The organism is Mycetocola sp. Y442 (genome assembly GCF_056898615.1).
Genome location: NZ_JBXHBV010000003.1, coordinates 401,543 through 427,744, shown reverse-complemented (window position 1 = coordinate 427,744; position 26,202 = coordinate 401,543). Strand labels below are relative to the sequence as shown.

Here is a 26,202-nt window from a genome sequence, read left to right as displayed (position 1 = left end):
TTTCTCCTATCTGTGTGGACCGGCCGATCCGGTTCGTTGGTGGATCATGATGAAGCCTCAAGTCTTAACGTGGGCATTTCATTCCCGGTTGTGCTCAGGCCGGGTCCATGTCGAGGACGAACCGGTACCGCACGCTCACCTCGCCGCGCGACCGAGAGCATCCGTTTCGGTCGAGCGCATCAGTTGCGCGGGATGTTCTCGACCGCAACTGATGTGCTCGCGCACGGGGGCAGCGGCGCGCCCGCCGTCCGCCCGCCCGCCGGGGCATCCGCTCTGCGCGGCCACCATGGCTGCCGAGCAGTGCCAGGGAGCGCGCGACCAGCGCCTAGATCCAGCCCTGCTGCCAGGCCATCTCCGCGGCCTCGTGCCGCGATCTGGCGTCGAGCTTCGTCATCGCCGCCGACAGGTAGTTGCGCACGGTGCCGGGCGCGAGGTGCAGCCGATCCGCGATCTCCTGCACGCTCATCGTCGACCGCGAGAACCGCAGCGCGTCGAGCTCGCGATCGGTGAGCGGGCAGCGCTCGGCCGTCAGCGCCGTCGCGGCGATCTCCGGGTCGATGTAGCGCTTGCCTGCGACCACATCCCGGATGACATCGGCAAGCTCCTCAGCGGGCGTCGACTTCGGCACGAATCCCGACACCCGAGCCGCGAGCGCTCGCCGCAACACGCCGGGCCGGGCATGTCTCGTCACGATCACGACCTTCGTCGCCACCGTCGAGAGGATACGCGCGGCCGCCTCGATTCCATCGGCCTGCGGCATCTCGAGGTCGAGCAGGCAGACATCGGGCTTCGTCTCGAGCGCTCGCTCGACGGCCGCCACTCCGTTGTCAACGCTTGCAACAACCTCGATGTCCGGCTCGAGGTTCAGCAGCGCGCTCAGCGCACCACGAATGAGGTGCTCGTCATCTGCGATGAGCAAGCGGATGACACGGGGCCCGTTTTGAGGGGCGGTCATGCGTTCACGCCCATCCGCGCTGGCACAACGACCCGCAACGCGAACCGGTCACCATCGACGTCGGTCTCCAGCCACCCGTTCAGAGCGGACACCCGGTCACGAAGCCCGACCAGACCGCTGCTGTCGGCCCGCCCCGTGGCATCCGTTGGGGACGCCGCCTCGTTGTTCTCGATCTCCAGGGCCACGCTCTCGGCCGTCGTCGTCAGGTGGATGGCGGCCCGCGTCGCTGAACTGTGTCGCAGGATGTTCGTGGTCGCCTCCCGCACGACGAGCGCGAGCACCCGTCGTATCTCAGCGTCGGCGGGCAGCGCGTCGACCTGCAGTGTGCAGTCGGCGCCGGCAGCGGTGAGCACTTCGCGCGCGTTCTCGAGTTCGGCGGCGAGGTCCACCTCACGGTAACCGGCGACGAGCGAGCGGGTCTCCTCAAGCGCCTGCTTCGCGATCATCCGCGTCTCGTGCACGTGCTCGCGCGCGGCCTCGGGGTCGACCGCGAGCAGGCGCTCGGCGAGCTCCGACTTGAGCGCGATCACCTGCAAGTGGTGGCCCTGGATGTCGTGCAGGTCGGAGGCGAACCGCAGGCGCTCCTTGGCCACGGCGAGTTCGGCCGCGGCCGAACGGTGCCGATCGAGCGTCACAACGATCTCCCACCACCAGAGGCTGGAGAGAACCATGAGCGGCAGCAGGACGCCATAGAAGTACAGGAGCCCCGATCCTGACATGCCGGTGGTATCGAACGGATGCCCCAGCATCGTGGCGAGGATGGGGTGCAGCACCGTCACCACAGACCCGGCGAGAAGCACAGCCCGCCTCGACGTGACCGGCAGCAGGGGAGCGACCGCGTTGACCGCCATCCACAGCGGGAACGCTGCGAAGAGCCCTGCAGCGGGAGTGAACAGGCCGAGCACCCATGCGAGTGCTGGCGGAATGAAGAGAGCGAGCGTCCAGCCGACCCGCGGCATCCCGCCCCCGCGCCCGACGCGGAGGAACCAGCAGTACCGCACCTGCACCGCCGCCGAAACGATGAGCAGAGCGAGAAGGACGGCGTCAAGCGTGCTGCGCGACTGCGCATAATTGGCCCCCGCGATGATCAGCAGGATGGCATCGAGAACGACGAAGAAGAAGATGATCGACGAGAGCGTATAGGTCCACGTCGTCTGGACGCTGCGTGCCGGCTGTTCGCGCTGTGGCTCGTCGAGTGTCCCGGTTGCGGCGCTGCGCTGAGCGGTCACGACAATGCCCGTTCTGGCGAGGTCTGGGGAAACATGCTTTCAGCGTAGAGCAGTGACATTTGTCACGGTCGCGGGTGTGAAACCGCCCCGGATGCTGTGACGCGGCGACACTTACCGCCCTGATGTTGCGCCGGAAGGATGGTCTCATCACCTCGACTGGCGGACCGCCCGGCGGTCGCGAGTGGCTCCGCATCACAGCACCACGGCTTCGACGAAAGGCACCTCATGATTGACGCACTGCGCGACTTTACCTCCACCCTCCCCGACGTACTGCAGTGGGTGGGTGTGATCCTCGCGGCAGCGATTCCGTTCGTTGAGTCCTACTTCGGAGCGGTCATCGGTGTGCTCGCGGGCATCCCTCCTGTTATCGCCATTGCCGCCGCGATCGTCGGCAATATCCTGTCCATGCTGATCTTCGTACTCAGCGCCCACGGGGTTCGGTCCAAGGTTCGGAACGGCAAGCCCGCCAAGCCCGAAACGCCCCGCCGCGCGAAGCTGCGCGAGCGCTTCGACAAGTACGGTGTGGCCGGGGTGAGCCTCCTTGGCCAGACGCTCCTGCCCAGCCAGATCACCTCCGCCGCGATGGTGTCATTCGGGGCATCGAAGAACGCCGTCATCTTCTGGCAGGTCATCTCGATCGTGCTCTGGGGAGTCGCGTTCGGAGTGCTCGCGACGCTCGGCGTCACGTTCCTGCGCTGACGCGGCGACCGCTGACGCGGCATCCGCTCGTCGTCCGCGTCGACCACTGACGCGGCATCCGCTCTGCTCGGCCAAGAACGGTCGCAGTTCCTCGCGAACTGCGACCGTTTCTGTCGTAACAGCGCGATCACCGGGGAGCAGCTCTGCTGCCGCGAGAATAACGGCGAGGGGAGTCTTTCCTCTCTATAGGCGCCACAGCGACAGACGTATTCTCTGCCGCATGTCAGCCGATCCGAACCGCTCAACCACCGCGACGAAATCCCCTGGAGTCGCGCGATGGGTGTTCTGGCCCGCCGCGGTTATCGTGATCGTCTTCGCCGCGTTCGCCATCTTCCTGCCGGAGGCCGCAGAGGTTCTGTTCGCGAACATCCAGGCCAGCATCGTCAGTAACTTCAACTGGTACTACGTGCTGATCGCCGCCTTCTTCGTGATCTTCAGCCTGTGGATCGGGTTCAGCCGATACGGCGACATCAAACTCGGCAAGGAAGACGACGAGCCCGAGTTCTCACTCGGGTCGTGGTTCTCGTTGCTCTTCGCCGCGGGGATGGGCATCGGGCTCGTGTTTTACGGGGTTGGCGAGCCGCTCAGTCACTTCGCCGACCCGCGCCCGGGGGTCGAGGGTACGCCCAGTCAGCTCGCGCAGGCGGCGCTGTCGCAGACCTATCTCCACTGGGGTGTTCACGCCTGGTCGATCTACGTCGTGATTGGGGTCGCACTCGCCTACTCGATCCACCGGCGTGGGCGGCCGGTGTCGATTCGCTGGGCGCTCGAACCGCTGCTCGGCAAGCGGGTGCGCGGCGTCTGGGGCAACCTCATCGACATCGTCGCCCTGGTCGGCACGCTGTTCGGTGTTGCCACCTCGCTCGGGCTCGGTGTCGTTCAGATCAGCGCCGGGCTGGAAAGCGCCGGGATCATCGCGGCATCCGATTTCGTTAATATCGTCCTCATCGTCCTCATCACGGGTGCCGTGCTTTTCTCTGTGCTGTCCGGGGTGTCGAAGGGCATGAAGTGGTTGTCGAACATCAACCTCGTGCTCGCGGGCATCATCGTGCTGTTCATTCTCATCGTCGGACCGACGCAGTTCCTGCTGCGCGACTTCGTGCAGTCAATCGGCACCTATCTGCAGAACTTCATCGGTCTTTCGTTCAATGTCGGCGCGTTCGCCGGTGCGGAAGGGGAGGCGTGGCAGGCGGCGTGGACCACGTTCTACTGGGGCTGGTGGATCTCCTGGGCACCCTTCGTTGGCGTCTTCATCGCCCGAATTTCGCGTGGTCGCACGGTGCGGCAGTTCGTCACGGGCGTGCTGCTCGTGCCGACCCTGGTGACCTTCCTCTGGTTCAGCGTGCTCGGTGGCACCGCACTGTACTCCGAGCTCAACGGGCCGGGTGGGCTCATCGGTGCCGACGGCGTTGTCAACGTTGAGGGCGCCCTGTTCGCGATGTTCGACCAGCTCCCGGCGGGCTCGGTGCTCACCGTTGGCGGGATCATCCTCATCGCCGTGTTCTTTGTCACCTCGGCAGACTCCGGTGCGCTCGTGATGAGCATGATCGCGAGTGGCGGCGAGGTCGAGCCGAAGCGGTGGATCCGCGCGTTCTTCGCGGTGATCACGTCGGTTCTCGCCACGGCGCTGCTTCTCGCTGGCGGGTTGGAGGCGCTGAAGACCGCGGCGATCATCATCGCCCTGCCGTTCAGCGTGATCATGCTGCTCATCTGCTGGGCGACGGCGATCGCGTTCAACCGTGAGTACAAGGCGTGGGAGAGGGCGCGGCGGTCGGCGTTCCTCGATCGGATCGGCACGTACTACGGGCTCGATGCCGAGGATCTCGAACCGGCCGTCCCCGCGGGGCGGAGGTCCATCTTCAAACGGCGGAGGAAACCGTCGAGCTCGGACCGCCCGCCGACCCAGGTGTTCTAGCGGCGTCCTCGGGACGCTCGCGAGAGCATCCGTTCCGGTCGAGAACATCCGGCGCAACTGATGCGTTCGGCGGGAACGGATGCTTTCGGTGAATGTGTGCCCGTGATTCGACCGAAACGGATGCCGTCGGCGCGTGAGTCGCAGCTCGGCCCACGGTCGTCCTGCTACTCGGCGCGCTTGTGACCCGAGACGCTGGTGCGCGGCAGGCGCCCCGCACGCGAGTAGCCGGTCATGCTTTCGTCCTGAACCGTGACGTCGAACTCGAGGTTCAACCGCATCGGCTTGCTCACCCTCTGCCGCCAGGTCACTCGCGCGGTCTCGCCGTCGGCTGCCTCGAGGACGATGTCATTCAGGGGCACGGTTTCGCCAGCGCCGGTCGCGGTGCCTTCGAGGGTGCCGTCGCGTGAGGTGAAGCGGTACTCGGCGGCGAGGGTGCCGATGGGAGTTTTCAAGCTCAGGTCCCAGATGCCGGGAAGGGTGTTCATGTGTTCTCTCTCTTGGTCGTTGTCGGTAGATCAGGGTCAATATGCGACGGGGATGCGACCGCCCGCGCGCCAGACGACGCCACGTCGTTCGTATTCGAAAAGATCCTCGACGGCGCGAGCAACAGCCGGGCCGAAATCCCGATCGAGCAGGTGCAGGGCGAGGTCAAGTCCCGACGTCACACCCCCGGATGTCACGAGGTCGCCGTCGTCGACAACGCGTGCGCGGATCGCGTTCACGCCGGTCGCGTCGAGTACGTCCATGCCGAGCGTGTGGGTGGCTGCGTTTCTGCCCTCAATGAGGCCGGCCATGGCGAGGCCGAGCGCACCGCCACAGACCGCGACCATGGTGATTTCAGGGTTGTCGATGGCGTCTCTGAGCATGGGCGCAGCTGGGCCGTTCGCAAGGCGGGCGAGCAGAACCGGGATTGTTTCCGCGCCGGCATCCGGGTCACCTTGGACCGGACCGGATGCTCCCGGAACGATCACGTAGCCCCGCGCCCGTGGGTCCAACCGTGCGGTTGCCGTGAGCGTGAGTCCCCGCGTTCCGGACACGACGGTCCCCGGCCCTTCCGCTGAGACGAGCTCGACCGAAAGCTCGCCGCCGAGAGCATCACTGCCCGCGGCGAGCATCTCGAACGGAGCGATGACGTCGAAGGGATCGAAGCCGTCGAAGAGGAGGATCTGGGCTGACAGTGGCAAAAACGGCTCCTTGCAGGCTGGCGCAGGCGGGGAAGTGCGCCTGCGTTCAGTCATCGTCCCGTGTGGGTCGAGACAGTGCCAGTGGCCGTGCTGCCACGTTTCGACTGAATCTGGCCACACCGGTCCTTCGACGCAGATCGGCGACAGTCGCCCGAACACGCGCGGCGGAGCGGGGTTACCATGACCCTATGCACACCGTTGCGGTTCTCGCCTTGACCGATGTCATCGCATTCGATCTGGCCACCGCCGTCGAAGTCTTTGGGCGCGCGAAGATGCCTGATGGCAGGCCCGCCTATCGCGTTATCGTCTGCGGCGCAGAACCGACGGTCGACGCGGGACCGATGAAAATTTCTGCGGGCTCGGGGCTCGACGAGCTGCGCCAGGCCGACACCATCATCGTCCCGGGGCGGAACCGAGCTGACGCTCCGGCATCCGCCCCCATCCTTGAGGCTCTACGGACGGCGGCGGAGGATGGCACACGCGTCGCGTCGATCTGCGTCGGAGCGTTCACGCTCGCCGAGGCCGGCCTGTTGGACGGCCGCCGCGCGACGACGCACTGGCTCGCCGCTGACCTGCTGGCCGAGCGATATCCCGCGGTGCAGGTCGACCGAGACGTGCTCTACGTCGACGAAGGGGCGGTGCTGACCTCGGCGGGAGCCGCCGCTGGCCTCGACCTCTGCCTTCACCTGATCCAACGGGACTTCGGCGTGGCGGTCGCGGCGGATGCCTCTCGACTCGCGGTTGCTCCGCTGCATCGCACGGGAGGGCAGGCACAGTTCATCGTGAGGAACACACCGGGGTATGCGACCGCGACGCTCGAGGACGTGTTGGTGTGGATTGAGAAGAACGCGCATCGAGAATTGGTCCTGGCCGACCTCGCGGCGGCGGCTCACACGAGCGTTCGGACCCTCAACCGGCGCTTCCACTCCGAGACGGGGCAAAGCCCGATGGAGTGGGTGGCCGGGGTTCGCGTGCGCCACGCGCAGGAACTGCTGGAGACGACCGACCACGGTGTTGAGCAGATCGCCCGTCGTGTCGGGTTCGCCAGTCCCAGCAATTTCCGGTCCCACTTTCGTCGGCTTGTCGGCGTCACGCCGCAGAGCTACCGCTCCACGTTCACCGGGGCCGCGCTGGCGGCGGGCTGACCGCACGGCGGCGCACGCTGCGGCCGAGATCAACCGCTACGGACGAGATCACCCGTTACGCCGGGTGATCTCGTCCGGCACGAGTGATCTCGGGGCGAAACCGCGCGAGAACGGATGCCGTCGCCACGTTCAGCGCGCGAGCGCGCGTCCTACGCCTCCCGCCGCACCCCGCGGCTCATGATCGCCGACATGAGGGCCTGCACCGGCTCGCGCGCGGCCGACGGGTTCGCCATCAGCACGTAGTCGACGTCGACGAGTTCGGGCAGGCTGAACCGGTTGCTCACCTTCACCAGATCGCTCGGGATGAGCGAGTGGGGGAACGCGGCGACCCCGATCCCGGCCCGCACGGCGGCGAGCATCCCGTTGACGTCGCGGGTGTTGCACGTGATGCGCCAGGTGCGGCCCGAGGACTCAAGCGCGTCGATCGCGATCTGCCGGCTGAGGCTCGGTGCCTGGTACGCGATGAGCGGCACCGGGTTGCCCTCCGCGATCGTCAGGGTGTCCTGCGCCATCCAGACCAGGGTGTCTTTCGCGACCCGGGTGCTCGCCGTCGCCTCGCCCGCGCTCTGCTTGACGAAGATGAGGTCGAGGTGACCCTGTTCGAGCCGGCGCCGCAGCGGTGCGCTCTGGTTGACGGTCAACTCGAGGTTGATCTCCGGATACAACTGCCGGAAGTGCCTCAGCATGCTCGGCAACTGCGTGATCGCGAGGTCGTCCGCTGCGCCGAAGCGCAGCCGCCCCTTCATCGCCGACCCATTGAAGTAGCTCTCCGCTGCCGCATGCGCGGCGAGGATCGTCCTGGCAAAACCGGCCATCGCGTCACCGTTGTCGGTCAACCGCACCTCGCGGGTGTCCCGCACGAGGAGCATCCGCCCCGCCGCCTTTTCCAGCTTGCTCATCTGCTGGCTCACGGTGGGCTGGCTGATTCCGAGCCGAAGCGCCGCATTGGTGAAGCTGTGGGTCTCGGCGACCACCAAAAATGTCTTGAGCAATACCGGGTCGTACATGCCACTCCAGTCTCAGCCATTGAGAACACCAATGACCATAATTCTATCTATTGAGGGTCCGAATACGGATGCCGCCCCTAGCGTTAATCGAGGCATCCGCTCTTTCAACGTTTCAGGAGATCTTCCGTGGCCAGCGCGCCTCTCACCGCATTCCCGCCCACCGAACCCCTCTCCCTCCAGACCGGTCGACTGCCGTGGCGCAAGACCTTCATCGCGCTGAGCGTGCCGAACTTCCGGCTGTGGACCATCGGCAACCTGCTCGCGATGACCGCCGGGTGGACCCAGCGCATCGCCCAGGACTGGCTCGTGCTCGAGCTGACCGGTAGTGCCACAGCGGTCGGCATCACCGTGGCCATGCAGTTCGCGCCGATGCTGCTGTTCGGCCTGTTCGGCGGCGTGATCGTCGACCGATACAGCAAACGGATGCTCATGGTCATCACGCAGGCGCTCTTCGCCGTGCTTAGTCTGGGCCTCGCGGCCCTCGCGCTGACCGGGACAGTTGAAGCGTGGCACGTCTTCGCGATCGCGTTCGCGACCGGGCTCGTCACGGTGATCGACAACCCCGCGCGTCAGGTCATCGTCACCGAGCTGGTCGGACAACGCAACCTGCGCAATGCGATCAGCATCAACTCGTCGGTGTTCCAGCTGGCCGGGATGATCGGGCCCGCGATCGCCGGTGTGCTGCTGCTCACCGTCGGAGCCGGGCCCGCGTTCGTTATCAACGGTGTGGCGTGCGTCATCGTCATCGGCATGCTCTGGATGCTCCGCACCGATCAGATGACCCGGCTCGCGCCGTCGCCGCGGGCGAAGGGTCAGCTGAGGGAGGGGCTGCGCTACGCGAAGTCCAAGCCCACGATTGTGTACCCGGTGATCCTCATCGCGGTGTTCGCCGTGTTCGGGCTCACGATGCCCGTGCTGCTTGCGTCATACGCCGCCGACGTGTTCAACGTCGGACCGGGCGGCTACGGCCTCTTCAACTCAATGGTCGCCGTCGGCGCGCTCGTCGGTGCGCTGTTGTCGACCCGACGGGCCTCCATCCGGCTGCGGACGATCGTGATCTGCGTCGGCGCGACCGGGCTGCTCCAGGCTGCGGCAGGCTTCATGCCGTCGGTTGCGCTGTTCTCGGTCTGCCTCGTCACGGTGGGCGTGGCATCCCTTCTCTTTCTCACCGCATCGAACTCGCTCGTGCAGATGTCGAGCAACATCGGCATCCGCGGGCGGGTGATGTCGCTCTACGTTCTCGTGCTGCTCGGCGGACAGGCGATCGGCGGGCCGCTCATGGGTGTTCTCATCGAAGAGTTCGGCGCGAACGTCGGCATGATCGTCTCGGGTGGTGTGCCGGCGCTCGCCGCGGCCATCGTCGCGATCGTGCTCGCGCGGCGCGGGCAGCTGCGGCTGCAGGTGCGGCGCACCCGGTTTGTCCCGTCGCTGAGCATCGGGCCGCGGACGTACGACGGCGCCTGAGCGCGCGCTTGCGCCGAGCGCTGCAGAAACTCGTTGTGCGCGGCAGAAGCTTCTGTAGCGGAACGCAGGATCTGCAGCGCTCGAGGCTGGTGGGCGTGCAGACGAGCTGAGGTGGGCAACGGATGCTGCGGGGCGAGTCGAGCAGGATGGTCGCGCGGCAGCGTGGCGCGAGTGCCGAGCGCTGCAGTTACTTGCTCACGCTGCAGAAGTATCTGCAGCGCGGGCATGCATCTGCAGCGGTGGGTGCGTTGAGGGCGGATGAGGCTGGTGGGCGTGCAGACGGGCTGAGGTGGGCAACGGATGCTGCGGGGCGAGTCGAGCAGGATGGTCGCGCGGCAGCGTGGCGCGAGTGCCGAGCGCTGCAGTTACTTTCTCACGCTGCAGAAGTATCTGCAGCGCGGGCATGCATCTGTAGCGGTGGGTGCGTTGAGGGCGGATGCCCCTCAGGCCCGCACCGCCGCCGCCACCCGCAGCCGCCAGCTCACGAGCGCCAGGTCGAGGGCGGTGCGCCGCTCGCGGTTGTCGAGGTCCAGCCCGCCGAGCAGCCGACTGATCCGCTCGAGCCTGCCGTAGAGCGTCTGGCGACGGATGCCGAGGGCGTCCGCGGTTCGCGTCTTCGACAGCCCGGCAGCGAGATACGCGTCGAGCGTCATCACGAGGCCGGCGCCGGTGTGGGCGTCATGCGCGAGCAGGGCGCCGAGCTGGTCATTGACGAACCGCTCGAGCGCCTCATCGTCGACGAACGAGGCAAGCAGCTGGTACAGCGCAAAGTCGGCCGCGACCACGACACGCGCCGCCGGAGTCAGCCGCATCGCCAGCCGTGCAGTGTCACGCGCGCTCGGGAACGCACTCACGAGCGCGGGCACATCATCGACGGCGTTGCCGGCACTCACGAGCACGCTTCCACCCGTGGTCGACCGCAACTCGCCTTCGACCTCGTCGGCGAACCGCGCAACGGCCGCCCGCAGGTCACGGGGGGCGATCACTGCGGCGACGAGAATGTCGCCATCGTGCTCAGCGGTGATCGATCCGGTGAACACGCGCCGTGCTGCCTCCCGTGCCGCGATGAGAACGGCGTTGGCCGTCGTGTTCGCGGTGCGCGGCCGCACGCACAGAGCCAGCGCCCTGTGCCCGGGTCGCACCGTCATACCGGTTCCGAGGGCGCGGCTGGTGAGTTCGCCGGTGGAGCTATACCGCCCCGTCACGATGTCCCGCAGCAGCTCCGCCCCGGCCTGGTTGCGGCTCACCGGAGACGAGCCCGAGCGCGCAACCTCGGCGGCGAGCACCTGCGCGGCCCGGGCGGCGACCGTGCGTACCCGGTCGGTCGGAGCGCCATCGAGCACGAGCTCGCCCCAGACGACCCCGCCGGCGACGATCGGTTCACGGTGGGCCGCTGATTCTGCACCGGCATCCGTCGCTATCCCGGCAACAAGCTCCCCGTCGGCGGTGTACAGCGCAACTCCGCACCCCGCGAGCTCACCGACGATGCCGGTCAACCCGACTAGGCCGGCGCGCTCGCCGAGCGCGAGCAGCAGTCGTTCGGTGACGGATGCCGCGAGCGTCAGGCTGTCAAGGTCGGAACCGAGCAGCAGTGCGTGGGCAACCTGGGTCACCTCGATGAACGGGACCACCCCGTGCAGCAGCACGAGGGGCAGCCCCACCCGGCGGGCTTCGTCGACGAGGTCATCCGGCGCAACCGGAAACGTGCGGCCAAGCTCGAGCATCAGGGCGGAGATTCCGACCCGGGCGAGGTCCGCGATGTACGCGCGCCTCGCCTCGGGGGTCAGCGCGACCAGGCCAAGACCCGTGGTCAGGAGTACCTCTCCGCCCCGGAGAAGCGACGAGATCTCGTAAATCTCGCTCGAGTGCACCCACCGCACCGCCCGGGCGTCGAGGTTCTCGCCGCTGACAATCTCGGGTCGCGCCCGCGCGAGCACGGGCAAATCGAGGAGGTCAGTCACGGTCAGGGGCATTTCCACACCCTCCCAGCGCACCAGACACAGTGTCAAGAGTTAACGCGGCAGAAATGACACTGTGTCCCTGATGACATCGGATGCCGTCACCCTATTCTCAGAGAAGGTCACCTCAACCCGGCTCCCGCCCGCCCCACCTGCACACTGCAATACCGCCCAATACCCGCCCGCACACCGCACCATCACCACCCGAGCACCGCACCCCCACCCGAACACCGCCCCACCTGCACCAGCGCAACACCGCACCAACACCGCACCACCACCACCCGAGCCCAGCAACACTGCCAGCCACACCCCGCACCCACCCGAGAGAAGGCCCCGATGCTCGACCGCTCCTCCCGCCGTCCCGCCCGAATGCTCGCAACGATTGGCGTGGCATCCGCAGCAGTGCTTCTCCTCGCCGGATGCGGAGGCACGACGGGCAACGAGGGCTCGGGCGGTGCGCCGACGAGCGAGGGCGGCAGTGACGTTCCCTCGGTGTTCGGCGCGTTCGCGACGCCGCTCGAAGAGCCGTGGGACGGCGCCATCCACGCGGCGCTCGAGTCGGCCGAGGAAGACGGCCTGATCACCTACGAGCACACAGACAACCTGCACACCGCCGATGAGATGGAACGCGCCCTGCGCGATATCGCCACCAACCAGGCACCCGACATCATCATCGGCGACGCGTTCGCGGCGGAAGACGCCGTCCGTACCGTTGCGGCCGAGTTCCCCGACATTGCGTTCGCGTTCGGCTCCGGCGGCGAGGAGCAGGCACCGAACTTCAGCGTCTTCGACAACTGGATGCAGGACCCCGCCTACCTCGCCGGAATGCTCGCCGGTGGACTCACCGAGACGGGCACCATCGGCGTCGTCGGCGCGATGCCGATCCCCGAGGTCAACCGCATCGTCAACGGTTTCATCGCGGGCGTCGAGGAAACCAACCCGACGGCGACGGTCACCGTGTCGTTCATCAACTCCTTCTTCGACCCGGCCACGGCCAAGCAGGCTGCGGAGGCCGCTATTGCCGGCGGGGCCGACGTGCTCTTCGCCGAACGTGACGGCGTCATCGCCGCCGCGGACGAGAACGGGCTCCCCGTCTTCGGCATGATGGTCGACCAGCAGGACCAGGCTCCCGACCATGTGGTCTCCTCCCTGCTCTGGGACATGCGCCCCACCGTTGAGGCAATCGTCGAGGCTGTCGCCGCCGGTGAGTTCGAGGCATCCAACCTCGCCGAGTACTCCTTCATGGTCAACGGCGGAAGCTCACTCGCCCCGATCAACACCGAGACCGCGTTCGAGATCCCGGCTGACCTGATCGAGAAGGTCGAGGCCCGCCAGGCCGAGATCCTCGACGGCAGCTTCGAGACGCCGGTCAACGAAGAAGCCCCGGCGGGCTCGACCACGATCGGCGAGTAAGCGTTCCGTGATCTCTCGCACCACCGGGGCGGTGCCGGACGCCGCCCCACACGATTCCACCCCGCTCGCCGAGCTCATCGACATCACCAAGACCTTCGGTGCCGTCGTCGCGAACGACTCGATTTCGCTCGCCGTCGCCCGAGGGGAGGTCCACGCGCTCCTCGGTGAAAACGGCGCGGGCAAGTCGACGCTCACCCGCATCCTCTACGGCCTCAGTCAGCCCGACAGCGGCGAGATCCGCATCGACGGTGTGCCGACCCGTATTGATTCACCGGCGGATGCCATGGCATCCGGAATCGGAATGGTCACCCAGGAGTTCTCGCTCGTCGACACCATGACGGTGACCGAGAACCTCATGCTCGCGGGCGTCGGGCTGGGCCGGGTGCGGACCGCGGATGCCCGGGAGCGGGTGATGGCCGCAGCGGCGCGGATCGGCGTCTCGCTCGACCCCGACGCCCTCGTCGGCGCGCTCTCGGTCGGTGAACGACAGCGGGTGGAGATCGTGAAGGCGCTGTTCCATGACTGCCGTGTGCTCATCCTCGATGAGCCGACCGCTGTGCTCGTGCCGCAGGACGTCGAACTGCTCTTCGCCTCGATCGAGCGGCTCACCGCGGACGGCATGGGTGTCATCTTCATCTCCCACAAACTGCACGAGGTCACCCGCATCGCCGATCGGGTGAGCATCCTCCGGCGCGGCCGGATCGTCGCGTCCCGTCCCGCCGACGGGCTCGAGCCGCGCGATATCGCCGCGCTCATGGTGGGCTCGACCGCACCGGTCGACGAGCCGTCGATCGCGCTGGCCACGAGTATCGGGCTCGAGCCGGACGATCTTTCTGTAGCCACTGCCTCTGCGCCCACGGATGCTGCGCCGACGGCTGCCGATGCAACGAATGCTGCGCCGGCGGCATCCGCAAATGCCGCACCGACGGCATCCGCTCGCGACCTTCCCGGTGAAGCGGCACTCGAACTCGACGGGGTCAGCCTCGGAACCGCGAGCTCGACGGTGCTCGACGGCGTCACCCTGCGCGTTGGTCGCGGAGAGATCGTCGGCATCGCCGGGGTGTCGGGCAACGGGCAGACCGAACTCGTGTCGGTGCTCTGCGGAACCCTGCCGGCGACGAGCGGATCGGTGCGCGTTGCCGGAACCGACATCACGAGCCTCGAGCCTGGCGCTCGGATCAAAGCCGGGTTCGGACGGCTGACCGAGGACCGCAAGGGAAGTGTCATTCCGTCGCTCAGCGTCGGCCAGAACCTCGTGCTCGAAGACCTCGATGATTTTCGGCGTGGGCCGTTTCTTGACCGGCGGGCGATTCGCGAGCACGTCGCTGCGCTCATTGAGCGCTTTGATATCCGCGCGTCGGCGAGCGATCCGATCAAGTCGCTGTCGGGCGGGAACATGCAGAAAGTGCTCCTCGCCCGCGCGATCTCCCGCAATCCGCGCGCGCTGGTCGCGTCGCAACCGACCCGCGGGCTCGACATCGGTGCGTGCGAGTACGTGTACTCCCAGCTGCGCGCGTTGCGCGACCAGGGTGCCGGCGTTCTGCTCATCTCCGAGGACCTCGACGAGCTCCTCGGCCTCTGTGACCGCATCGCCGTGATCTTCTCGGGCCGGATCATCGGCGAACTGCCTGTGGCCGAGGCGACGCACGACTCGCTCGGACTGCTGATGACCGGACACCGGGCGGAGGATGCCGCATGAAGATCCTCCTTCGCGCGACCGAGCCCCGATGGCTCGCACCCGCTGCCGTCGCGCTCGCGGTGATCGTCACGCTCCTCATCACCGCGGCGCCGATCCGGTTGGCCGGCGCTAATCCCGCCGCCGCCTTCCAGCGCTACCTCGTCACCCCGCTGACAACCATCGGCGGCCTCAACGAGGTGCTGCTGGCATCCACCCCGCTGATCTTCACGGGACTCGCGGTGGCCGTCGCGTTCCGGGTCGGTTACTACAACATCGGTGCTGAGGGGCAGTTTCTCGCGGGAGCCGCCGCCGCAACGGTACCCGGGCTGTATCTCGCCGACGCTCCGGCGTTTGTTGCCCTGCCGCTGGCGCTCGGGGCCGGAGCACTCGGGGGAGTGGCGTGGGCGTTCGTGCCGGCCTGGCTCAAGCGGCACGCCCACATCGACGAGGTCGTCACGACACTGCTGCTCAACCCGGTTGCGCTGCTGCTCATCCAGGGATTGCTCAACGGGCCGTGGCGCAACTCGCAGAGCGGTTTCCCCGACAGCGACAGGTACGGCGACGGCTACACGCTGCCCGCGATCATCGACGGTTCGCGCGCGCACTGGGGACTCATCATCGGCCTCGTGCTCGTTCTCATTGCCTTCGTCGTGATGTCGTTCACCCCGCTCGGGCTCAAGCTCAAGGCGGCGGGTCAGGCACCAGCGGCCGCGCAGTTCTCCGGCATCCCGGTCGCGAAGCTGCAGTGGCGCTTCGCCCTGATCTCCGGCGGGATCGCCGGGCTGGGCGGCGCGACCCAGGTGCTCGGCGTGCAGCACCAGCTGACCGCGGGCATCTCGAACGGTTACGGCTACACCGGTGTCGTCATCGCGACGCTTGGCGCGCTGACCGCCGGTGGCGTGCTCCTCGTCGCGCTGCTGCTCGGCACGATCACCGTCGGTGCGCAGAATGCGTCGATCACGCTCCAGCTGCCGACGCAGATGGGCGCGATCGTCAGTTCGACGCTCCTGCTCTCCGTTGTGTCCTTCCTCGCGCTGCGGCGCTACACGGTCGTCTTCCGCCGAAGAAAGCCGTCGACGAGCGAGGGGGACAGCGCATGAACCTGCCACTGTTCGCGATCCTCGCCGCCACCCTCACCATTGCTACCCCGCTCGTCTGGGCGGCGCTCGGTGCGGTCATCAACGAGCGTGCCGGCATCCTGAATCTGGGTATCGAGGGGACGATGTACGCCGGGGCGTTCTGCGGGTTCCTCGCCACGGTGATGAGCGGGTCGCTCTGGTTCGGCCTCGCCGCGGCCATTGTGGCCGGTGCGCTCGCCGGTGCGTTGATGGGCCTGTTGACCGTCACGCTCGGCGTGAACCAGCACGTCGCCGGTATCGGCACGACCCTCCTGCTCGTCGCCGCCTGCGACTTCACCAACCGACTGCTGTTCTCGGGCGGTGGGCAGACCACGACCGAGAAGTTCGATCGGTTGTTTGCCGGTGGCGGGATGCTGTCGCAATACCCGATGACGTACGTCGCGTTCCTGTTGCTCGCACCGGCGCTCTGGTGGGTGTTGCGCTCGAGCGGGTTCGGGCTGCGTCTCCGGGCGGTCGGCGAGAACCCTGAGGCAGCGGATGCCGCTGGCATCCCGGTCGCGAAAACGCGCTACGCCGCGCTGATCCTGGGCAGCGTGCTGATGGCTCTCGGCGGTTCCTTCCTCACACTGTCGCTGCTCGGTGCGTTTACCATCGACATCGTCAGCGGGCGCGGCTGGATCTGTATCGCGCTCGTCATCTTCGGACGCTGGAAGGTGTGGCCGGTTGTCGCCGGCGCGCTGCTCTTCGCCGTCGTCGATGCGTTGCAGCTGCAGCTCGCGATCACGCCGCTGTTCAGTGAGGTGCCCAACGAGTTGTTGATCGCGTTCCCGTACCTCGTCGTCATCGCGGCGCTGGCCATCTGGGGGCGCGGTGTCCGGTATCCGGGTGCCTACCTCAAACCGTATCGGCGGGCGTGATGTCCGGTTCGATGCCGTTGTCCGCCCCGGCGCCGCGGCCCAGTGCGCTTCCGGCAACTACGGTTCAGCCAACTGCGGTTCAGCGCTCTGCGCCGAAGCCAGCTGCGCCGAAGCCAGCTGCGCCGAAGCCAACTGCGCCGACTTCCACCGTGCCGAAGCCAACTGCGCCGAAGCCAACCTCGTCTCGTCCCACCCCGTCACATCCCACTTCCTCACATCCCACCCCGTCACGTCTCTCGAACGGAGCAGCAATGCCGACACCACTCACCGACGCCGAACAACTCGACGTGGCCATCGCCGAGGCCAGGAAGAGTCGCGCGGAAGGCGGCATCCCGATCGGTGCTGCCCTCATCGTCGACGGTCAGGTGCTCGCCACCGGGCACAACCGACGCGTGCAGGACGCCAGCCCGATCCACCACGGTGAAACCAACTGCCTGGAGAACGCGGGCAGGCTGCCGGCGAGCGTTTACGCTCGGGCCACCATGGTGACGACGCTGTCGCCGTGCGACATGTGTACCGGCGCGATCCTGCTGTACAAGATCCCGCGCGTGATCATCGGCGAGAACTCGACCTTCTATGGTGGCGAGGACTATCTCCGCGAGCGTGGCGTCGATGTGGTGGTGCTCGACAGCGCGGAGTGCATCGAGCTCATGGGAGAGTTCATCGCGGCGGAGCCGTCGCTCTGGAACGAGGACATCGGCGAGTAGCGGGCCGCGGCGCGCGCCGAGCCCCACTCCTCTCTCTGGGCTCCCTCTCACCAACCCCACCCTTCACCGCCCGGCGCTGCATATCCATGCTCAAGCTGCAGAAGTATCTGTAGCGCGGGCATGGAAGTGCCGCGCTCAGTGTGGGGCGCGGATGCTGAGTGCGGATGCCGCGCGGGCGGGTGCGGGCGGGCGGCAGGTGTTGGGAGCGGATGCTGCGGGGCAGCGGGCGGGCCGCGCGGCTTCGCCCTCACCCGGCGCGGCACATCCATGCTCGAGCTGCAGAAGTATCTGTAGCGCGGGCATGGAAGTGCCGCGCTTGCGGCTGCGCGCGACGGATGCTGCGCTCGCGGCCTGGGTGGCCCGCTCGCGGATGTAGTGGGCGCGATGAGCGGCTGCGCGCGGCGGATGCTCCGGGCGGGCGGCGGATGTAGTGGGCGCGATGAGCGGATGCTGCGGGGCAAGCGGGCGGGCTGCTCGGCGGCGCCCTCACCCGGCGCTGCATATCCATGCTCAAGCTGCAGAAGTATCTGTAGCGCGGGCATGGATATGGCGCGCTCGATGTGGTGGGCGCGATGAGCGGCTGCGCGCGGCGGATGCTGCGGGGCAAGCGGGCGGGCTGCTCGGCTGCGCCCTCACCCGGCGCTGCACATCCATGCTCAGGCTGCAGAAGTATCTGTAGCGCGGGCATGGATATGCCGCGCTCGAGGTGAAGGGCCGCCCGCCCGCTCAGATCCCCGGCCCGACGGGCAGCAGGTCGAGCCGCGTCACCGCACGGGTGTCGAGGTCGATCATCGCCGCCGAGTCGGGCGGCACGTGCGTCCACCCCGGCTCGTCCAGCCCGCTCGAAATGATGTGAACGGCATCCGCACTCACGCGGTAGTCCATCGCGTAATACTCCGTCGCGTGCCGGGGTGGCATGTCCTCATACGAGTCATAGAGGGCACTCAGCGCGGGGGGCGGTGACGCAGCCCGGCTGTTGATGTGGATCGCGAAGAGGGTCGTCGGCGTGAGCAGAAGCGCGTTGAGACTCGCGTCCGAGAACTCCTTCATCATCGTGTGCAGTGCGCGCGTGACGCCGCTCGCCTCGCTTCCGCTCTCCCCAATGCACTGCATGACGAAACGGAAATACCGCTCACTGTCGGTCGCACCCCTGAGCTTCGCCGTCGACTCCGGCGTGAGCAGTTCGTCGAGCCGGGAGATCGGTGTGATGTTGCCGTTGTGGGCGAACACGTATTGCCCATCGGTGAACGGATGCGTGTTCTCCGGTGCGACGGGAAGGCCCCCGGTGGCCCAGCGCAGGTGCACCAGCCCCGCTGAGCCGAGCGGCGTGTGGGTGAGTTCGGTGTACCGAGGGTCGCGGGCCGCCGAATCCGGGCTGGAGACCGCGTGCGTGAGGTGGTCGCCGTCGCGCCATGCCATTCCCCAGCCATCGCCGTGGAGCGACGCGAGCGAGGTGAACGCCTCGAATGGCCCCTCACCCAGCACGTCGACAGCGGCGACAGGGCGGGCTGCAACGTAACCAAGCAATCGGCACATGGCGCACCCCCTTCCGCAGTGTCCAGCTTTCTCCACTCTCGCGCTGGTGGCAACCGATGCGGGCTGCGACACTATACGCATGCGCACCGTCGGGGTCGAGGAAGAGCTGTTCCTGGTTGATCCGAAGAGTGGTGCCGCGCGGTCGGTGGCGACGCGCGTCCTCCGCCAGACCAACGATGTCCCCGGGTCTCATGACCACCTCGGCGGACGGCTCGAGCACGAGGTGCAGCAGCAGATGGTGGAGACCAACACGGCCCCGCACGCCGATCTCGCAGAGCTGGCCGATGACATCCGTCAGTGTCGTTCACGGGCGATCGACGCAGCGAGGGATGCCGGCGTGCGCGTGATTGCATCGGCCACGTCGCCTCTGCGGGTTGAGCCGCGGCTGTTTTCGCATCCCCGGTATGAGCACATGGCCGAAGTATTCGGAATCACCGCCACGGAACAGTTGACCTGCGCGTGTCACGTCCACGTGCAGGTCGAGTCGGACGAGGAGGGTGTTGCAGCCCTCGATGGGATTCGCTGCTGGCTGCCCGTGCTCGTCGCGTTGAGCGCGAACTCGCCGTTCTGGCAGGGAGCTGACTCGAGCTATGCGAGCTACCGGTCGCAGGCAATGCTGCGCTGGCCGACCGCCGGGCCGACCGAAGTGTTCGGCTCAGCAGAGCAGTATCACGCGATGGTCGCGGCCATGCTCGACTCGGGCGTCATGCTCGACAGGGGCATGGTGTACTTCGACGCGCGCCTGTCGCACCACGCGCCGACGGTGGAGATCCGGGTGCCGGATGTCTGTGCGGATGCCGCAGACACCGTGCTGATCGCGGCCCTGTGTCGCGGTCTTGTGGAGACGGCCGTCGCCCTGTGGCGTGACGGCGAGCGAGCGCCGCAGGTGCCGGCTGCGCTGGTGCGCCTCGCGGGCTGGCAGGCCGGTCGTTACGGACTCGAGGGCATGCTTGTCGACCCGGTGAAACTCACGCCGCGGCCGGCTGCGGAGGTCGTCACCGATCTCCTCGACCTGGTACGGCCCGCTCTTCGTCAGAGCGGCGACGAAGAGCTCGTCGAACAGCGCATGGACGCGGTGCTGGCACGGGGGAACGGTGCGATGCGTCAGCGGGCCGTTCTCGCGCGCACCGGGCAATTCGCCGACGTCGTCGCTGACCTCGCCAGACTGACCGCCGGGCAGGACGCGCTCTAATTGTTACCGGTACAGACGCCGGGCAGTTACTGCGCGGATGCCGTCTGGCATTCTTCGCAGATGCCGTTGAAGATCACTTCGGCGGCGAAGATCTCGAACCCGGATGTATCGGAGGGAGTCAGGCAGGGGGCTTCGCCGATGACGCAGTCCACGTCCTTCACCGCTCCGCAGCGCACGCAGAGCAGGTGGTGGTGGTTGTCACCGACCTTTCGCTCGAAGAGCGCGGGGGATCCTGGCGGGTCGAAGCGCCGGACGAGGCCTGAAGAGGTGAAGACGGCGAGGATGCCGTAGACGGCCTGCGGTGATGAGCTGCCCAGGATTTCCTGCACCCGCGTGAAGATCTCTTCGGCGCTGGAGTGCGGGTGGTTTTCCACGGCTTCCAACACTGCGAGGCGTGGCGCCGTCACCCTGAGTCCCGCCGCGCGAAGCGACTGTCGGAGTACATCGGTGTCGAGTGCGGCCGCGCCGAACACCTCTACGTCGAGTTGGGGGTCAGCCGCAAGTGCCATGGGTCAATGCTAGGCCTTGTTTTGATTTAGTCAAAACAAGGCCGTAAGCTGAACCAACTTCCGTGTTTGGAACGTCCAGATGCGTAATGCAGTAAATGAGGAGAAATCCATGACCGATGTCGCAAGCCAGCCACCCGCAGAGGGCGATGACCGGGAGGTCCTGACCAACCGACAGGGTCACCCCGTCTACGACAACCAGAACTCGCGCACCGTCGGCGCACGCGGCCCGGCCACACTCGAGAACTACCAGTTCCTCGAGAAGATCAGCCACTTCGACCGCGAGCGTATCCCGGAGCGCGTCGTTCACGCACGCGGCGCCGTCGCATTCGGCTACTTCGAGGCAACCGGCAACTGGGGCGACGAGCCCATCTCCAAGTACACCCGCGCCAAGCTCTTCCAGGAGCCGGGCAAGCGCACTGACCTTGCCATCCGCTTCTCCTCCGTTATCGGCGGACGCGACTCTTCCGAAGCCGCACGTGACCCCCGCGGATTCGCGGTCAAGTTCTACACCGAAGACGGCAACTGGGACCTCGTCGGCAACAACCTCGGCGTGTTCTTCATCCGCGACGCGATCAAGTTCCCCGACGTCATCCACTCCCTGAAGCCAGACCCGGTGACATTCCGCCAGGAGCCGGCTCGCATCTTCGACTTCATGTCGCAGACCCCAGAGTCGATGCACATGCTCGTCAACCTCTTCAGCCCGCGCGGCATCCCGGCCAACTACCGGACCATGCAGGGCTTCGGCGTCAACACCTACAAGTGGGTGAACTCCGAGGGCGAGACCAAGCTGGTCAAGTACCACTGGATTCCGAGCGTCGGCGTCAAGAGCATGACCGAGAAGGACGCAGCGGCAGTTCAGGCCGGCGACCTCGGTCACGCATCCAAGGACCTCTACGAGTCGATCGAGAACGGCGAGTACCCCGAGTGGGAACTGCGCGTTCAGCTCATGTCTGACGACGCTCACGACGAGCTCGACTTCGACCCGCTCGACGACACCAAGCTCTGGCCGGAGAATGACTTCCCGCCGAAGACGGTCGGAAAGATGGTGCTCAACCGCAACGTCTCCAACTTCTTCGCCGAGAACGAGCAGCTCTCGTTCGGCACCGGTGTGCTCGTCGACGGTCTCGACTTCTCCGACGACAAGATGCTCGTTGGCCGCACGTTCTCGTACAGCGACACCCAGCGCTACCGCGTCGGACCGAACTACCTCCAGCTCCCGGTCAACCAGGCCAAGAACGCCAAGGTTCACACGAACCAGCGCGACGGCCAGATGACCTATCACGTGGACGGCGGAGAGAACCCGCACATCAACTACGAGCCGTCGATCACCGATGGTTCGCTGCGTGAAGCCACGTACCCGACCCACGACGAGCAGGGTCCCGAGATCGTCGGGCGCCTCACGCGCAAGCGCATCCCGCGCACCGATGACTACACGCAGGCTGGCCAGCGCTTCCTGCTCATGGAGCCGTGGGAGCAGGACGACCTCGTCGCCAACTTCGTCGAGCTCATCGGACAGGCGAGCCGCGAGGTGCAGGAACGTATGGTCTGGCACTTCTTCATGGTGGAGGACTCCCTCGGCGCCCGCGTCGGTGCCGGTCTTGGCATCAGCGCTGACGACGTTCGTCACCTGCCGCCGCTCGCGAGCCAGACGCTCAACGAGGCTGAGCTCGCCCGTCTCGCGAACCTCGGCAACAACGGCCCGCGGGACATCGCCGGACTGGTGATGACCCACTGCGTGCCCAACGAGCACGTCGTTGTAACGCTGTAACCAGCACCAACCCGTAGTGAAACGGCGGGCCCCGGGAAATCTCCCGGGGCCCGCCTTTTTTGCTGTGCGGATGCTGGCGCTCGCCGCATCCGCCCTCGCGGCAATGTCGGTGGGGCGTTCTATACCTGAAGTGTGCCGGATGAACCTATCCAATTCGATGGAGGACATCATGAAGGTACTTGTGGCACCACCCGTAATCGAGGGCCCCGACGGCAGCATCAACTCACTGGCGATCGAGGGTGAGCTGGTGATCGACCCCGGCCCGTGTTCGTGCGACGTCAGGGATTGTGTTGGCGGCTTCTCGTTCATCGGCGCCGCGTCCGGGCGACTGACGACGCAGGCCGTGATCGCCGACCTGCCGTTTCTCGACGTCAGGGAATTCCGGAAAATTGTGGTGAGCGGATGCTGCCGCGAGTGCGGCCGCGACGGTTACGCGGACCAGATGGTGCGTGACTCGCGCTTCACCGCCAATCGGTGGCCAGTGGGGTCAGTGGTCGGTCGGCGCGACGGGTACGCGTTTCTGCAGGAACGCGGTTCCGGGTATTGACCGCCGGGTGACGCGGCACCGGGTATTGACCGTGAGCGGACCGCCGGCTGCGGGCGTTACGGAGAGCCGCCCGGTGCTTTGCGCGCGATGGCGGCGGCCACCCGCTCGATCAGAGCCAGCGGCGCTGGCGATTCCCACGGAAAGGTCACCGAGTCTTTCTCGCTGCGGTGGGGCGCCACCTCGGCTTCGAGGGACTCGTCGAAGCGCGGCACCGGATACAGACCGATGTGTTTCTTCCAGCCCGCGAAGTGGATGGCGTAGCGCCCGCCCAGCATGATCGCCGGCATCCCGTAACGGATCTTCTCATCGGCGTGAGGCACGCCCCGGTGAATCGCCTCCCGGATGTTCTGGAGGACGACCTGACGCTCGGCGGGAAAGCCGGCGATGTACTCGTCGACGGTGGCCGGGCTAGACATGCTGGGCTCGCAGGTACGCTTCGATGCGCGCAAACGCACCGTTCCACACTTCCTGGCTGAAGAAGTCGCGTACCTCGACGGCCGGGAATCCCGTCTGCACGACGGTGACGAGGCATCCGTCGTCCTGGGCGTCGAAAGTGACCTCGATGCGGGTGGTCATCGCCGACCCGTCCGGTCCGCCGCCGGTCGACTCCGTCACGAGCCGGTGCGGGCGGTCGATCTCGAGGAACGTCTGCGTCTCGTGGAAGAGGGTGTCGGCATCAGGACCCCACACGGCGGTCTGCTTTCCGCCGACGCGCAAGTCGACGTGGATGTCGACGATCCCTGGCTTCTCGTCAAGAATGCTGAACCAGATCTTCTGCTTTTCGGCATCCGTATAGGCGTCGAAGACCTCGTCGGGGGTCGCGGGAAGGAACCGCGTGATCCGCAGTCCGATGGTGTCGGTGGTGCCAGGTTGTTCGCTCATTTCTCTGTTCCCTTCTGGAGCGTGAAGTAGGCGTCCAGGCCGTCGAGTCGACGCTCCCAGAGCTGCTGGTAGAAGCTGATCCACGCCATGGCGTCGTCCAGTCGTTCGGTTCCGAGTCGGACCTGTCGTGTGCGCCCGACTTTTTCGGTCGAGACGAGTCCGGCGTCTTCGAGCACCTGGACGTGCTTCTTCATGCCGGTCAGCGTCATGCCCGCGGGTTCAGCGAGTTCACCGATCGTTGCCGGCCCGTCACCCAGCCGGGTGAGAACCGAACGTCGTGTGGTGTCTGAGAGAGCGGAGAACGCCCGGTCGAGAACTGAATCGTGAACCATGTGGTTCAGTGTAGGTCCGCATCGCGCAGTCCACAAGAGAACAGAGCGTCGAATGTGGAGGCGCAAAAACCCCGGTGTCTACGGGTTGACGGCCCGTGTGCCGGAGCGTTCTCTTGAGTGAGGCGGCGTTCGAGCACCATCCGCCCGCAAGGAGTACGACCATGATCGCAACATACGAGCTGCACCGGGGATTCACGCTGGTCTGCCACGTCGACGCCCCGCGCACCGCGGTATTCCGGGCCTGGACCGACCCGGCTCACCTCGGCTGGTTCTATAACGACACGGCTCCGCTGCCGACCGAGCCCATCGATATCGACCTTCGAGTGGGCGGTGCGTGGCGGCAGCAGATGGTCATCGATGAGTTCACGAGGTACGTGACCGGCGGGATCTACCGCGAAATCTCGCCGGTCGACAGGCTCGTGTTCTCGTGGGGCGCCGTCGGCGGGTGGCCGGAGATCACGATGAGCCAACTCGGCGATGTCCCTCTCGTCACGGTGATCCTCGGTGACGCAGACGCAGACGCTGACCGGTCGGATGCCGCGGACCTCACCCGCCGCGCGTACGACAGCGGAGAGAGTGCCGACAGCGGTGCAGCCCGTAGTGCGGACAGAGCTGCCGACAGATCCACCGACAGCACTCCCGATAGCGGCGCGGCCCCGGGAACGGACAGCGGAGCGGATGCCGGGACAGACATGGTCTTTTCCCTCGCGTTGCCCGACCACCTCACTACCCAGCAAGCGCGGGCGTGGGCTGAGTCCGGCGTCGAAGAGAACTGGGAACTGACGCTCGATCGCCTGGTGGCTGCGGTTTCTGGAGAGGCACACAGCCACGAGCCCCGCGGCCAGTGACCGGCACTATAACTTTGCCGACGGCATCCGTCGACCCTCTGGCCTCAAGCGGGTTGCTCAGCGAACCTTGAATGCCGACCGTGTGAACGGCCGATTCGAAGGGGCAACACATGAGTACCAAAGACAACCCGAGCAAGGGCCGCGAGGACAGCATCGCGAAGGAGCAGAACGCTCCAGACCCGAATGACTCGCGTAAGCCAGACGACCCCAGCGACGTGAAGAAGCCGTCGTGGGGATACGTGTTCAAGCGAACGCTCCGCGAGTTCGGCCGTGACAAGTGCACCACCCTCGCCGCCGCTCTGACCTACTACGCCGTGTTGGCGATCTTCCCCGCGCTGCTCGCGCTGATCTCGCTGATCGGCCTGTTCGGCGAGGCCGGTGAGACAACCAAGCTGCTGTTGCAGATCATCGAGACCGCCGGATCCGAGTCGACGGCCGAGACCCTGCGCGGACCGATCGAGCAACTCGCGAGTGCACCGGGTGCCGGACTGGCGCTCGTCATCGGTCTCCTCGGTGCGATCTGGTCGGCCTCGGGTTACGTGAATGCCTTCAGCCAGGCAATGAACCAGGTGTACGAAGTCGATGAGGGCCGGCCGTTCTGGAAGCTGCGCCCCGTGATCCTGCTGATCACCGTCGTGCTTCTCGTCATCGCTGTCGTGATCATCCTCCTGCTGATCATCTCCGGTCCGATCGCCAAGGCAATTGGCGATGTGATCGGGCTCGGCGACGTTGCGGTGACCGTCTGGAACATCGCCAAGTGGCCGGTCATCGCGATTCTCGCGATCATCATGGTCGCCGTCCTCTATTACGGCACCCCCAATGTGAAGCAGCCGAAGTTCAAGTGGATGACCCTCGGCGCGTTCATTGCCCTGCTCGTCATGGCGATCGCAACGGTCGCCTTCTTCTTCTACGTGTCGAACTTCTCGAACTACCAGGCCACCTACGGAAGCATTGCCGGCGTCATCATCATGCTGCTTTGGCTCTGGCTGATGAACCTGTCGCTGCTGTTCGGTGCAGAGTTCGATGCTGAAATGGAGCGGGGTCGCCAGCTCCAGGGCGGAATCGAGGCCGAGGATTCGCTGCAGCTTCCGCCGCGCGACACCAAAGCGAGCGAGAAGAAGCTCGAGAAGGAAAAAGACGACATCGAGCGCGGCCGCAAGCTGCGTGAGACACAGGGCGAGTCGCAGTCCGCTCCGGGGTCGGAGTCGCGGAACGACCGCCGCAGTTGACGAAAAGGA

25 protein-coding genes are annotated in these 26,202 nt (G+C 66.5%); 14 read left to right on the top strand and 11 right to left on the bottom strand.

Features of this window, described 5'->3' with window-relative positions; genetic code table 11:
- Window positions 1–325: 325 nt before the first annotated feature.
- Both AC1X6S_RS13580 and AC1X6S_RS13575 read right to left on the bottom strand, forming a co-directional pair.
- Window positions 326–955, bottom strand: coding sequence for a response regulator transcription factor (locus tag AC1X6S_RS13580; RefSeq protein WP_483406284.1), 630 nt, complete (start codon window positions 953–955; stop codon window positions 326–328).
- A complete protein-coding gene (locus AC1X6S_RS13575) occupies window positions 952–2,184 on the bottom strand; it encodes a sensor histidine kinase (protein ID WP_483406283.1) in 1,233 nt (410 codons plus the stop codon). Before AC1X6S_RS13575 ends, AC1X6S_RS13580 begins: the two co-directional genes overlap by 4 nt.
- A gap of 225 nt (window positions 2,185–2,409) precedes the next feature.
- On the opposite strand from AC1X6S_RS13575, the gene AC1X6S_RS13570 reads away from it, so the two are divergent.
- Together AC1X6S_RS13570 and AC1X6S_RS13565 are read left to right on the top strand one after the other, a co-directional pair.
- Entirely contained in the window at window positions 2,410–2,883 is a 474-nt protein-coding gene (locus tag AC1X6S_RS13570; RefSeq protein ID WP_483406282.1) for a hypothetical protein, read from the top strand.
- Between the two features lie 220 nt (window positions 2,884–3,103).
- Entirely contained in the window at window positions 3,104–4,798 is a 1,695-nt protein-coding gene (locus AC1X6S_RS13565; RefSeq protein ID WP_483406281.1) for a BCCT family transporter, read from the top strand.
- A 164-nt stretch (window positions 4,799–4,962) separates the two neighbouring features.
- Here AC1X6S_RS13565 and AC1X6S_RS13560 read toward each other — a convergent pair whose 3' ends face one another.
- Together AC1X6S_RS13560 and AC1X6S_RS13555 are read right to left on the bottom strand one after the other, a co-directional pair.
- Window positions 4,963–5,283, bottom strand: a complete 321-nt coding sequence (locus AC1X6S_RS13560) for a hypothetical protein (RefSeq protein WP_483406280.1) — start codon at window positions 5,281–5,283, stop codon at window positions 4,963–4,965.
- Window positions 5,284–5,319: 36 nt separating this feature from the next.
- On the bottom strand, window positions 5,320–5,982 hold the full coding sequence (locus AC1X6S_RS13555; protein WP_483406279.1) for a DJ-1/PfpI family protein: 663 nt from the start codon (window positions 5,980–5,982) through the stop codon (window positions 5,320–5,322).
- A 188-nt stretch (window positions 5,983–6,170) separates the two neighbouring features.
- Here AC1X6S_RS13555 and AC1X6S_RS13550 point away from each other — a divergent pair, with 188 nt between their 5' ends.
- Entirely contained in the window at window positions 6,171–7,127 is a 957-nt protein-coding gene (locus AC1X6S_RS13550; protein ID WP_483406278.1) for a GlxA family transcriptional regulator, read from the top strand.
- Window positions 7,128–7,276: 149 nt separating this feature from the next.
- Here the strand turns inward: AC1X6S_RS13550 and AC1X6S_RS13545 are convergent, their stop codons facing one another.
- On the bottom strand, window positions 7,277–8,134 hold the full coding sequence (locus AC1X6S_RS13545; protein WP_483406277.1) for a LysR substrate-binding domain-containing protein: 858 nt from the start codon (window positions 8,132–8,134) through the stop codon (window positions 7,277–7,279).
- 126 nt (window positions 8,135–8,260) lie between these two features.
- Between AC1X6S_RS13545 and AC1X6S_RS13540 the strand changes: the two genes are divergently transcribed.
- On the top strand, window positions 8,261–9,598 hold the full coding sequence (locus AC1X6S_RS13540; RefSeq protein ID WP_483406276.1) for an MFS transporter: 1,338 nt from the start codon (window positions 8,261–8,263) through the stop codon (window positions 9,596–9,598).
- Window positions 9,599–10,041: 443 nt separating this feature from the next.
- On the opposite strand, the gene AC1X6S_RS13535 is transcribed toward AC1X6S_RS13540, so the two are convergent.
- Window positions 10,042–11,571, bottom strand: a complete 1,530-nt coding sequence (locus AC1X6S_RS13535; protein ID WP_483406275.1) for a PucR family transcriptional regulator — start codon at window positions 11,569–11,571, stop codon at window positions 10,042–10,044.
- A 321-nt stretch (window positions 11,572–11,892) separates the two neighbouring features.
- On the opposite strand from AC1X6S_RS13535, the gene AC1X6S_RS13530 reads away from it, so the two are divergent.
- From AC1X6S_RS13530 to AC1X6S_RS13510, 5 genes are all read left to right on the top strand, one after another.
- Entirely contained in the window at window positions 11,893–12,969 is a 1,077-nt protein-coding gene (locus AC1X6S_RS13530) for a BMP family protein (protein WP_483406274.1), read from the top strand.
- Between the two features lie 7 nt (window positions 12,970–12,976).
- On the top strand, window positions 12,977–14,668 hold the full coding sequence (locus AC1X6S_RS13525) for an ABC transporter ATP-binding protein (protein WP_483406273.1): 1,692 nt from the start codon (window positions 12,977–12,979) through the stop codon (window positions 14,666–14,668).
- Window positions 14,665–15,747 (top strand): ABC transporter permease, encoded by a 1,083-nt coding sequence (locus tag AC1X6S_RS13520; RefSeq protein WP_483406272.1) that lies wholly within the window; start codon window positions 14,665–14,667, stop codon window positions 15,745–15,747. The genes AC1X6S_RS13525 and AC1X6S_RS13520 overlap by 4 nt, the downstream gene beginning before the upstream one ends.
- Complete coding sequence (locus tag AC1X6S_RS13515) at window positions 15,744–16,643, top strand: ABC transporter permease (RefSeq protein ID WP_483406271.1); 900 nt, start codon at window positions 15,744–15,746, stop codon at window positions 16,641–16,643. The genes AC1X6S_RS13520 and AC1X6S_RS13515 overlap by 4 nt, the downstream gene beginning before the upstream one ends.
- 251 nt (window positions 16,644–16,894) lie before the next feature.
- The gene (locus tag AC1X6S_RS13510; protein WP_483406270.1) at window positions 16,895–17,350 is read left to right on the top strand and encodes a nucleoside deaminase; all 456 of its coding nucleotides are present in this window, start codon (window positions 16,895–16,897) and stop codon (window positions 17,348–17,350) included.
- 726 nt (window positions 17,351–18,076) lie between these two features.
- Here AC1X6S_RS13510 and AC1X6S_RS13505 read toward each other — a convergent pair.
- Window positions 18,077–18,886 carry a class II glutamine amidotransferase gene (locus AC1X6S_RS13505; RefSeq protein WP_483406269.1) on the bottom strand — a complete coding sequence of 270 codons (810 nt, stop codon included), beginning with the start codon at window positions 18,884–18,886 and terminating at the stop codon, window positions 18,077–18,079.
- Between the two features lie 79 nt (window positions 18,887–18,965).
- On the opposite strand from AC1X6S_RS13505, the gene AC1X6S_RS13500 reads away from it, so the two are divergent.
- Window positions 18,966–20,078, top strand: a complete 1,113-nt coding sequence (locus AC1X6S_RS13500) for a carboxylate-amine ligase (protein ID WP_483406268.1) — start codon at window positions 18,966–18,968, stop codon at window positions 20,076–20,078.
- 26 nt (window positions 20,079–20,104) lie between these two features.
- On the opposite strand, the gene AC1X6S_RS13495 is transcribed toward AC1X6S_RS13500, so the two are convergent.
- Window positions 20,105–20,587, bottom strand: coding sequence for a Fur family transcriptional regulator (locus AC1X6S_RS13495; protein ID WP_483406267.1), 483 nt, complete (start codon window positions 20,585–20,587; stop codon window positions 20,105–20,107).
- Between the two features lie 109 nt (window positions 20,588–20,696).
- Here AC1X6S_RS13495 and AC1X6S_RS13490 point away from each other — a divergent pair, with 109 nt between their 5' ends.
- Together AC1X6S_RS13490 and AC1X6S_RS13485 are read left to right on the top strand one after the other, a co-directional pair.
- A complete protein-coding gene (locus AC1X6S_RS13490; protein ID WP_483406266.1) occupies window positions 20,697–22,355 on the top strand; it encodes a catalase in 1,659 nt (552 codons plus the stop codon).
- A gap of 169 nt (window positions 22,356–22,524) precedes the next feature.
- A complete protein-coding gene (locus AC1X6S_RS13485) occupies window positions 22,525–22,902 on the top strand; it encodes a DUF7715 family protein (RefSeq protein ID WP_483406265.1) in 378 nt (125 codons plus the stop codon).
- A gap of 56 nt (window positions 22,903–22,958) precedes the next feature.
- On the opposite strand, the gene AC1X6S_RS13480 is transcribed toward AC1X6S_RS13485, so the two are convergent.
- The 3 genes from AC1X6S_RS13480 to AC1X6S_RS13470 are packed head-to-tail and all read right to left on the bottom strand — an operon-like array spanning window position 22,959 to window position 24,116.
- A complete protein-coding gene (locus AC1X6S_RS13480) occupies window positions 22,959–23,318 on the bottom strand; it encodes an iron chaperone (RefSeq protein WP_483406264.1) in 360 nt (119 codons plus the stop codon).
- Window positions 23,311–23,784, bottom strand: a complete 474-nt coding sequence (locus AC1X6S_RS13475) for an SRPBCC family protein (RefSeq protein WP_483406263.1) — start codon at window positions 23,782–23,784, stop codon at window positions 23,311–23,313. The genes AC1X6S_RS13480 and AC1X6S_RS13475 overlap by 8 nt, the downstream gene beginning before the upstream one ends.
- Entirely contained in the window at window positions 23,781–24,116 is a 336-nt protein-coding gene (locus AC1X6S_RS13470) for an ArsR/SmtB family transcription factor (RefSeq protein ID WP_483406262.1), read from the bottom strand. The genes AC1X6S_RS13475 and AC1X6S_RS13470 overlap by 4 nt, the downstream gene beginning before the upstream one ends.
- A 161-nt stretch (window positions 24,117–24,277) precedes the next feature.
- Here AC1X6S_RS13470 and AC1X6S_RS13465 point away from each other — a divergent pair, with 161 nt between their 5' ends.
- Together AC1X6S_RS13465 and AC1X6S_RS13460 are read left to right on the top strand one after the other, a co-directional pair.
- Window positions 24,278–24,964 carry an SRPBCC family protein gene (locus tag AC1X6S_RS13465; RefSeq protein ID WP_483406261.1) on the top strand — a complete coding sequence of 229 codons (687 nt, stop codon included), beginning with the start codon at window positions 24,278–24,280 and terminating at the stop codon, window positions 24,962–24,964.
- Between the two features lie 110 nt (window positions 24,965–25,074).
- A complete protein-coding gene (locus tag AC1X6S_RS13460) occupies window positions 25,075–26,193 on the top strand; it encodes a YihY/virulence factor BrkB family protein (RefSeq protein WP_483406260.1) in 1,119 nt (372 codons plus the stop codon).
- The last annotated feature ends 9 nt before the right edge of the window (window positions 26,194–26,202 follow it).

What these genes read in the sequence shown, in the direction of transcription:
- AC1X6S_RS13580 (WP_483406284.1), bottom strand. Translation starts at nt 955, where the DNA reads ATGACCGCCCCTCAAAACGGGCCCCGTGTCATCCGCTTGCTCATCGCA.
- AC1X6S_RS13570 (WP_483406282.1), top strand. Translation starts at nt 2,410, where the DNA reads ATGATTGACGCACTGCGCGACTTTACCTCCACCCTCCCCGACGTACTG.
- AC1X6S_RS13565 (WP_483406281.1), top strand. Translation starts at nt 3,104, where the DNA reads ATGTCAGCCGATCCGAACCGCTCAACCACCGCGACGAAATCCCCTGGA.
- AC1X6S_RS13560 (WP_483406280.1), bottom strand. Translation starts at nt 5,283, where the DNA reads ATGAACACCCTTCCCGGCATCTGGGACCTGAGCTTGAAAACTCCCATC.
- AC1X6S_RS13550 (WP_483406278.1), top strand. Translation starts at nt 6,171, where the DNA reads ATGCACACCGTTGCGGTTCTCGCCTTGACCGATGTCATCGCATTCGAT.
- AC1X6S_RS13545 (WP_483406277.1), bottom strand. Translation starts at nt 8,134, where the DNA reads ATGTACGACCCGGTATTGCTCAAGACATTTTTGGTGGTCGCCGAGACC.
- AC1X6S_RS13535 (WP_483406275.1), bottom strand. Translation starts at nt 11,571, where the DNA reads ATGCCCCTGACCGTGACTGACCTCCTCGATTTGCCCGTGCTCGCGCGG.
- AC1X6S_RS13530 (WP_483406274.1), top strand. Translation starts at nt 11,893, where the DNA reads ATGCTCGACCGCTCCTCCCGCCGTCCCGCCCGAATGCTCGCAACGATT.
- AC1X6S_RS13520 (WP_483406272.1), top strand. Translation starts at nt 14,665, where the DNA reads ATGAAGATCCTCCTTCGCGCGACCGAGCCCCGATGGCTCGCACCCGCT.
- AC1X6S_RS13515 (WP_483406271.1), top strand. Translation starts at nt 15,744, where the DNA reads ATGAACCTGCCACTGTTCGCGATCCTCGCCGCCACCCTCACCATTGCT.
- AC1X6S_RS13510 (WP_483406270.1), top strand. Translation starts at nt 16,895, where the DNA reads ATGCCGACACCACTCACCGACGCCGAACAACTCGACGTGGCCATCGCC.
- AC1X6S_RS13505 (WP_483406269.1), bottom strand. Translation starts at nt 18,886, where the DNA reads ATGTGCCGATTGCTTGGTTACGTTGCAGCCCGCCCTGTCGCCGCTGTC.
- AC1X6S_RS13500 (WP_483406268.1), top strand. Translation starts at nt 18,966, where the DNA reads ATGCGCACCGTCGGGGTCGAGGAAGAGCTGTTCCTGGTTGATCCGAAG.
- AC1X6S_RS13495 (WP_483406267.1), bottom strand. Translation starts at nt 20,587, where the DNA reads ATGGCACTTGCGGCTGACCCCCAACTCGACGTAGAGGTGTTCGGCGCG.
- AC1X6S_RS13490 (WP_483406266.1), top strand. Translation starts at nt 20,697, where the DNA reads ATGACCGATGTCGCAAGCCAGCCACCCGCAGAGGGCGATGACCGGGAG.
- AC1X6S_RS13485 (WP_483406265.1), top strand. Translation starts at nt 22,525, where the DNA reads ATGAAGGTACTTGTGGCACCACCCGTAATCGAGGGCCCCGACGGCAGC.
- AC1X6S_RS13480 (WP_483406264.1), bottom strand. Translation starts at nt 23,318, where the DNA reads ATGTCTAGCCCGGCCACCGTCGACGAGTACATCGCCGGCTTTCCCGCC.
- AC1X6S_RS13475 (WP_483406263.1), bottom strand. Translation starts at nt 23,784, where the DNA reads ATGAGCGAACAACCTGGCACCACCGACACCATCGGACTGCGGATCACG.
- AC1X6S_RS13470 (WP_483406262.1), bottom strand. Translation starts at nt 24,116, where the DNA reads ATGGTTCACGATTCAGTTCTCGACCGGGCGTTCTCCGCTCTCTCAGAC.
- AC1X6S_RS13465 (WP_483406261.1), top strand. Translation starts at nt 24,278, where the DNA reads ATGATCGCAACATACGAGCTGCACCGGGGATTCACGCTGGTCTGCCAC.
- AC1X6S_RS13460 (WP_483406260.1), top strand. Translation starts at nt 25,075, where the DNA reads ATGAGTACCAAAGACAACCCGAGCAAGGGCCGCGAGGACAGCATCGCG.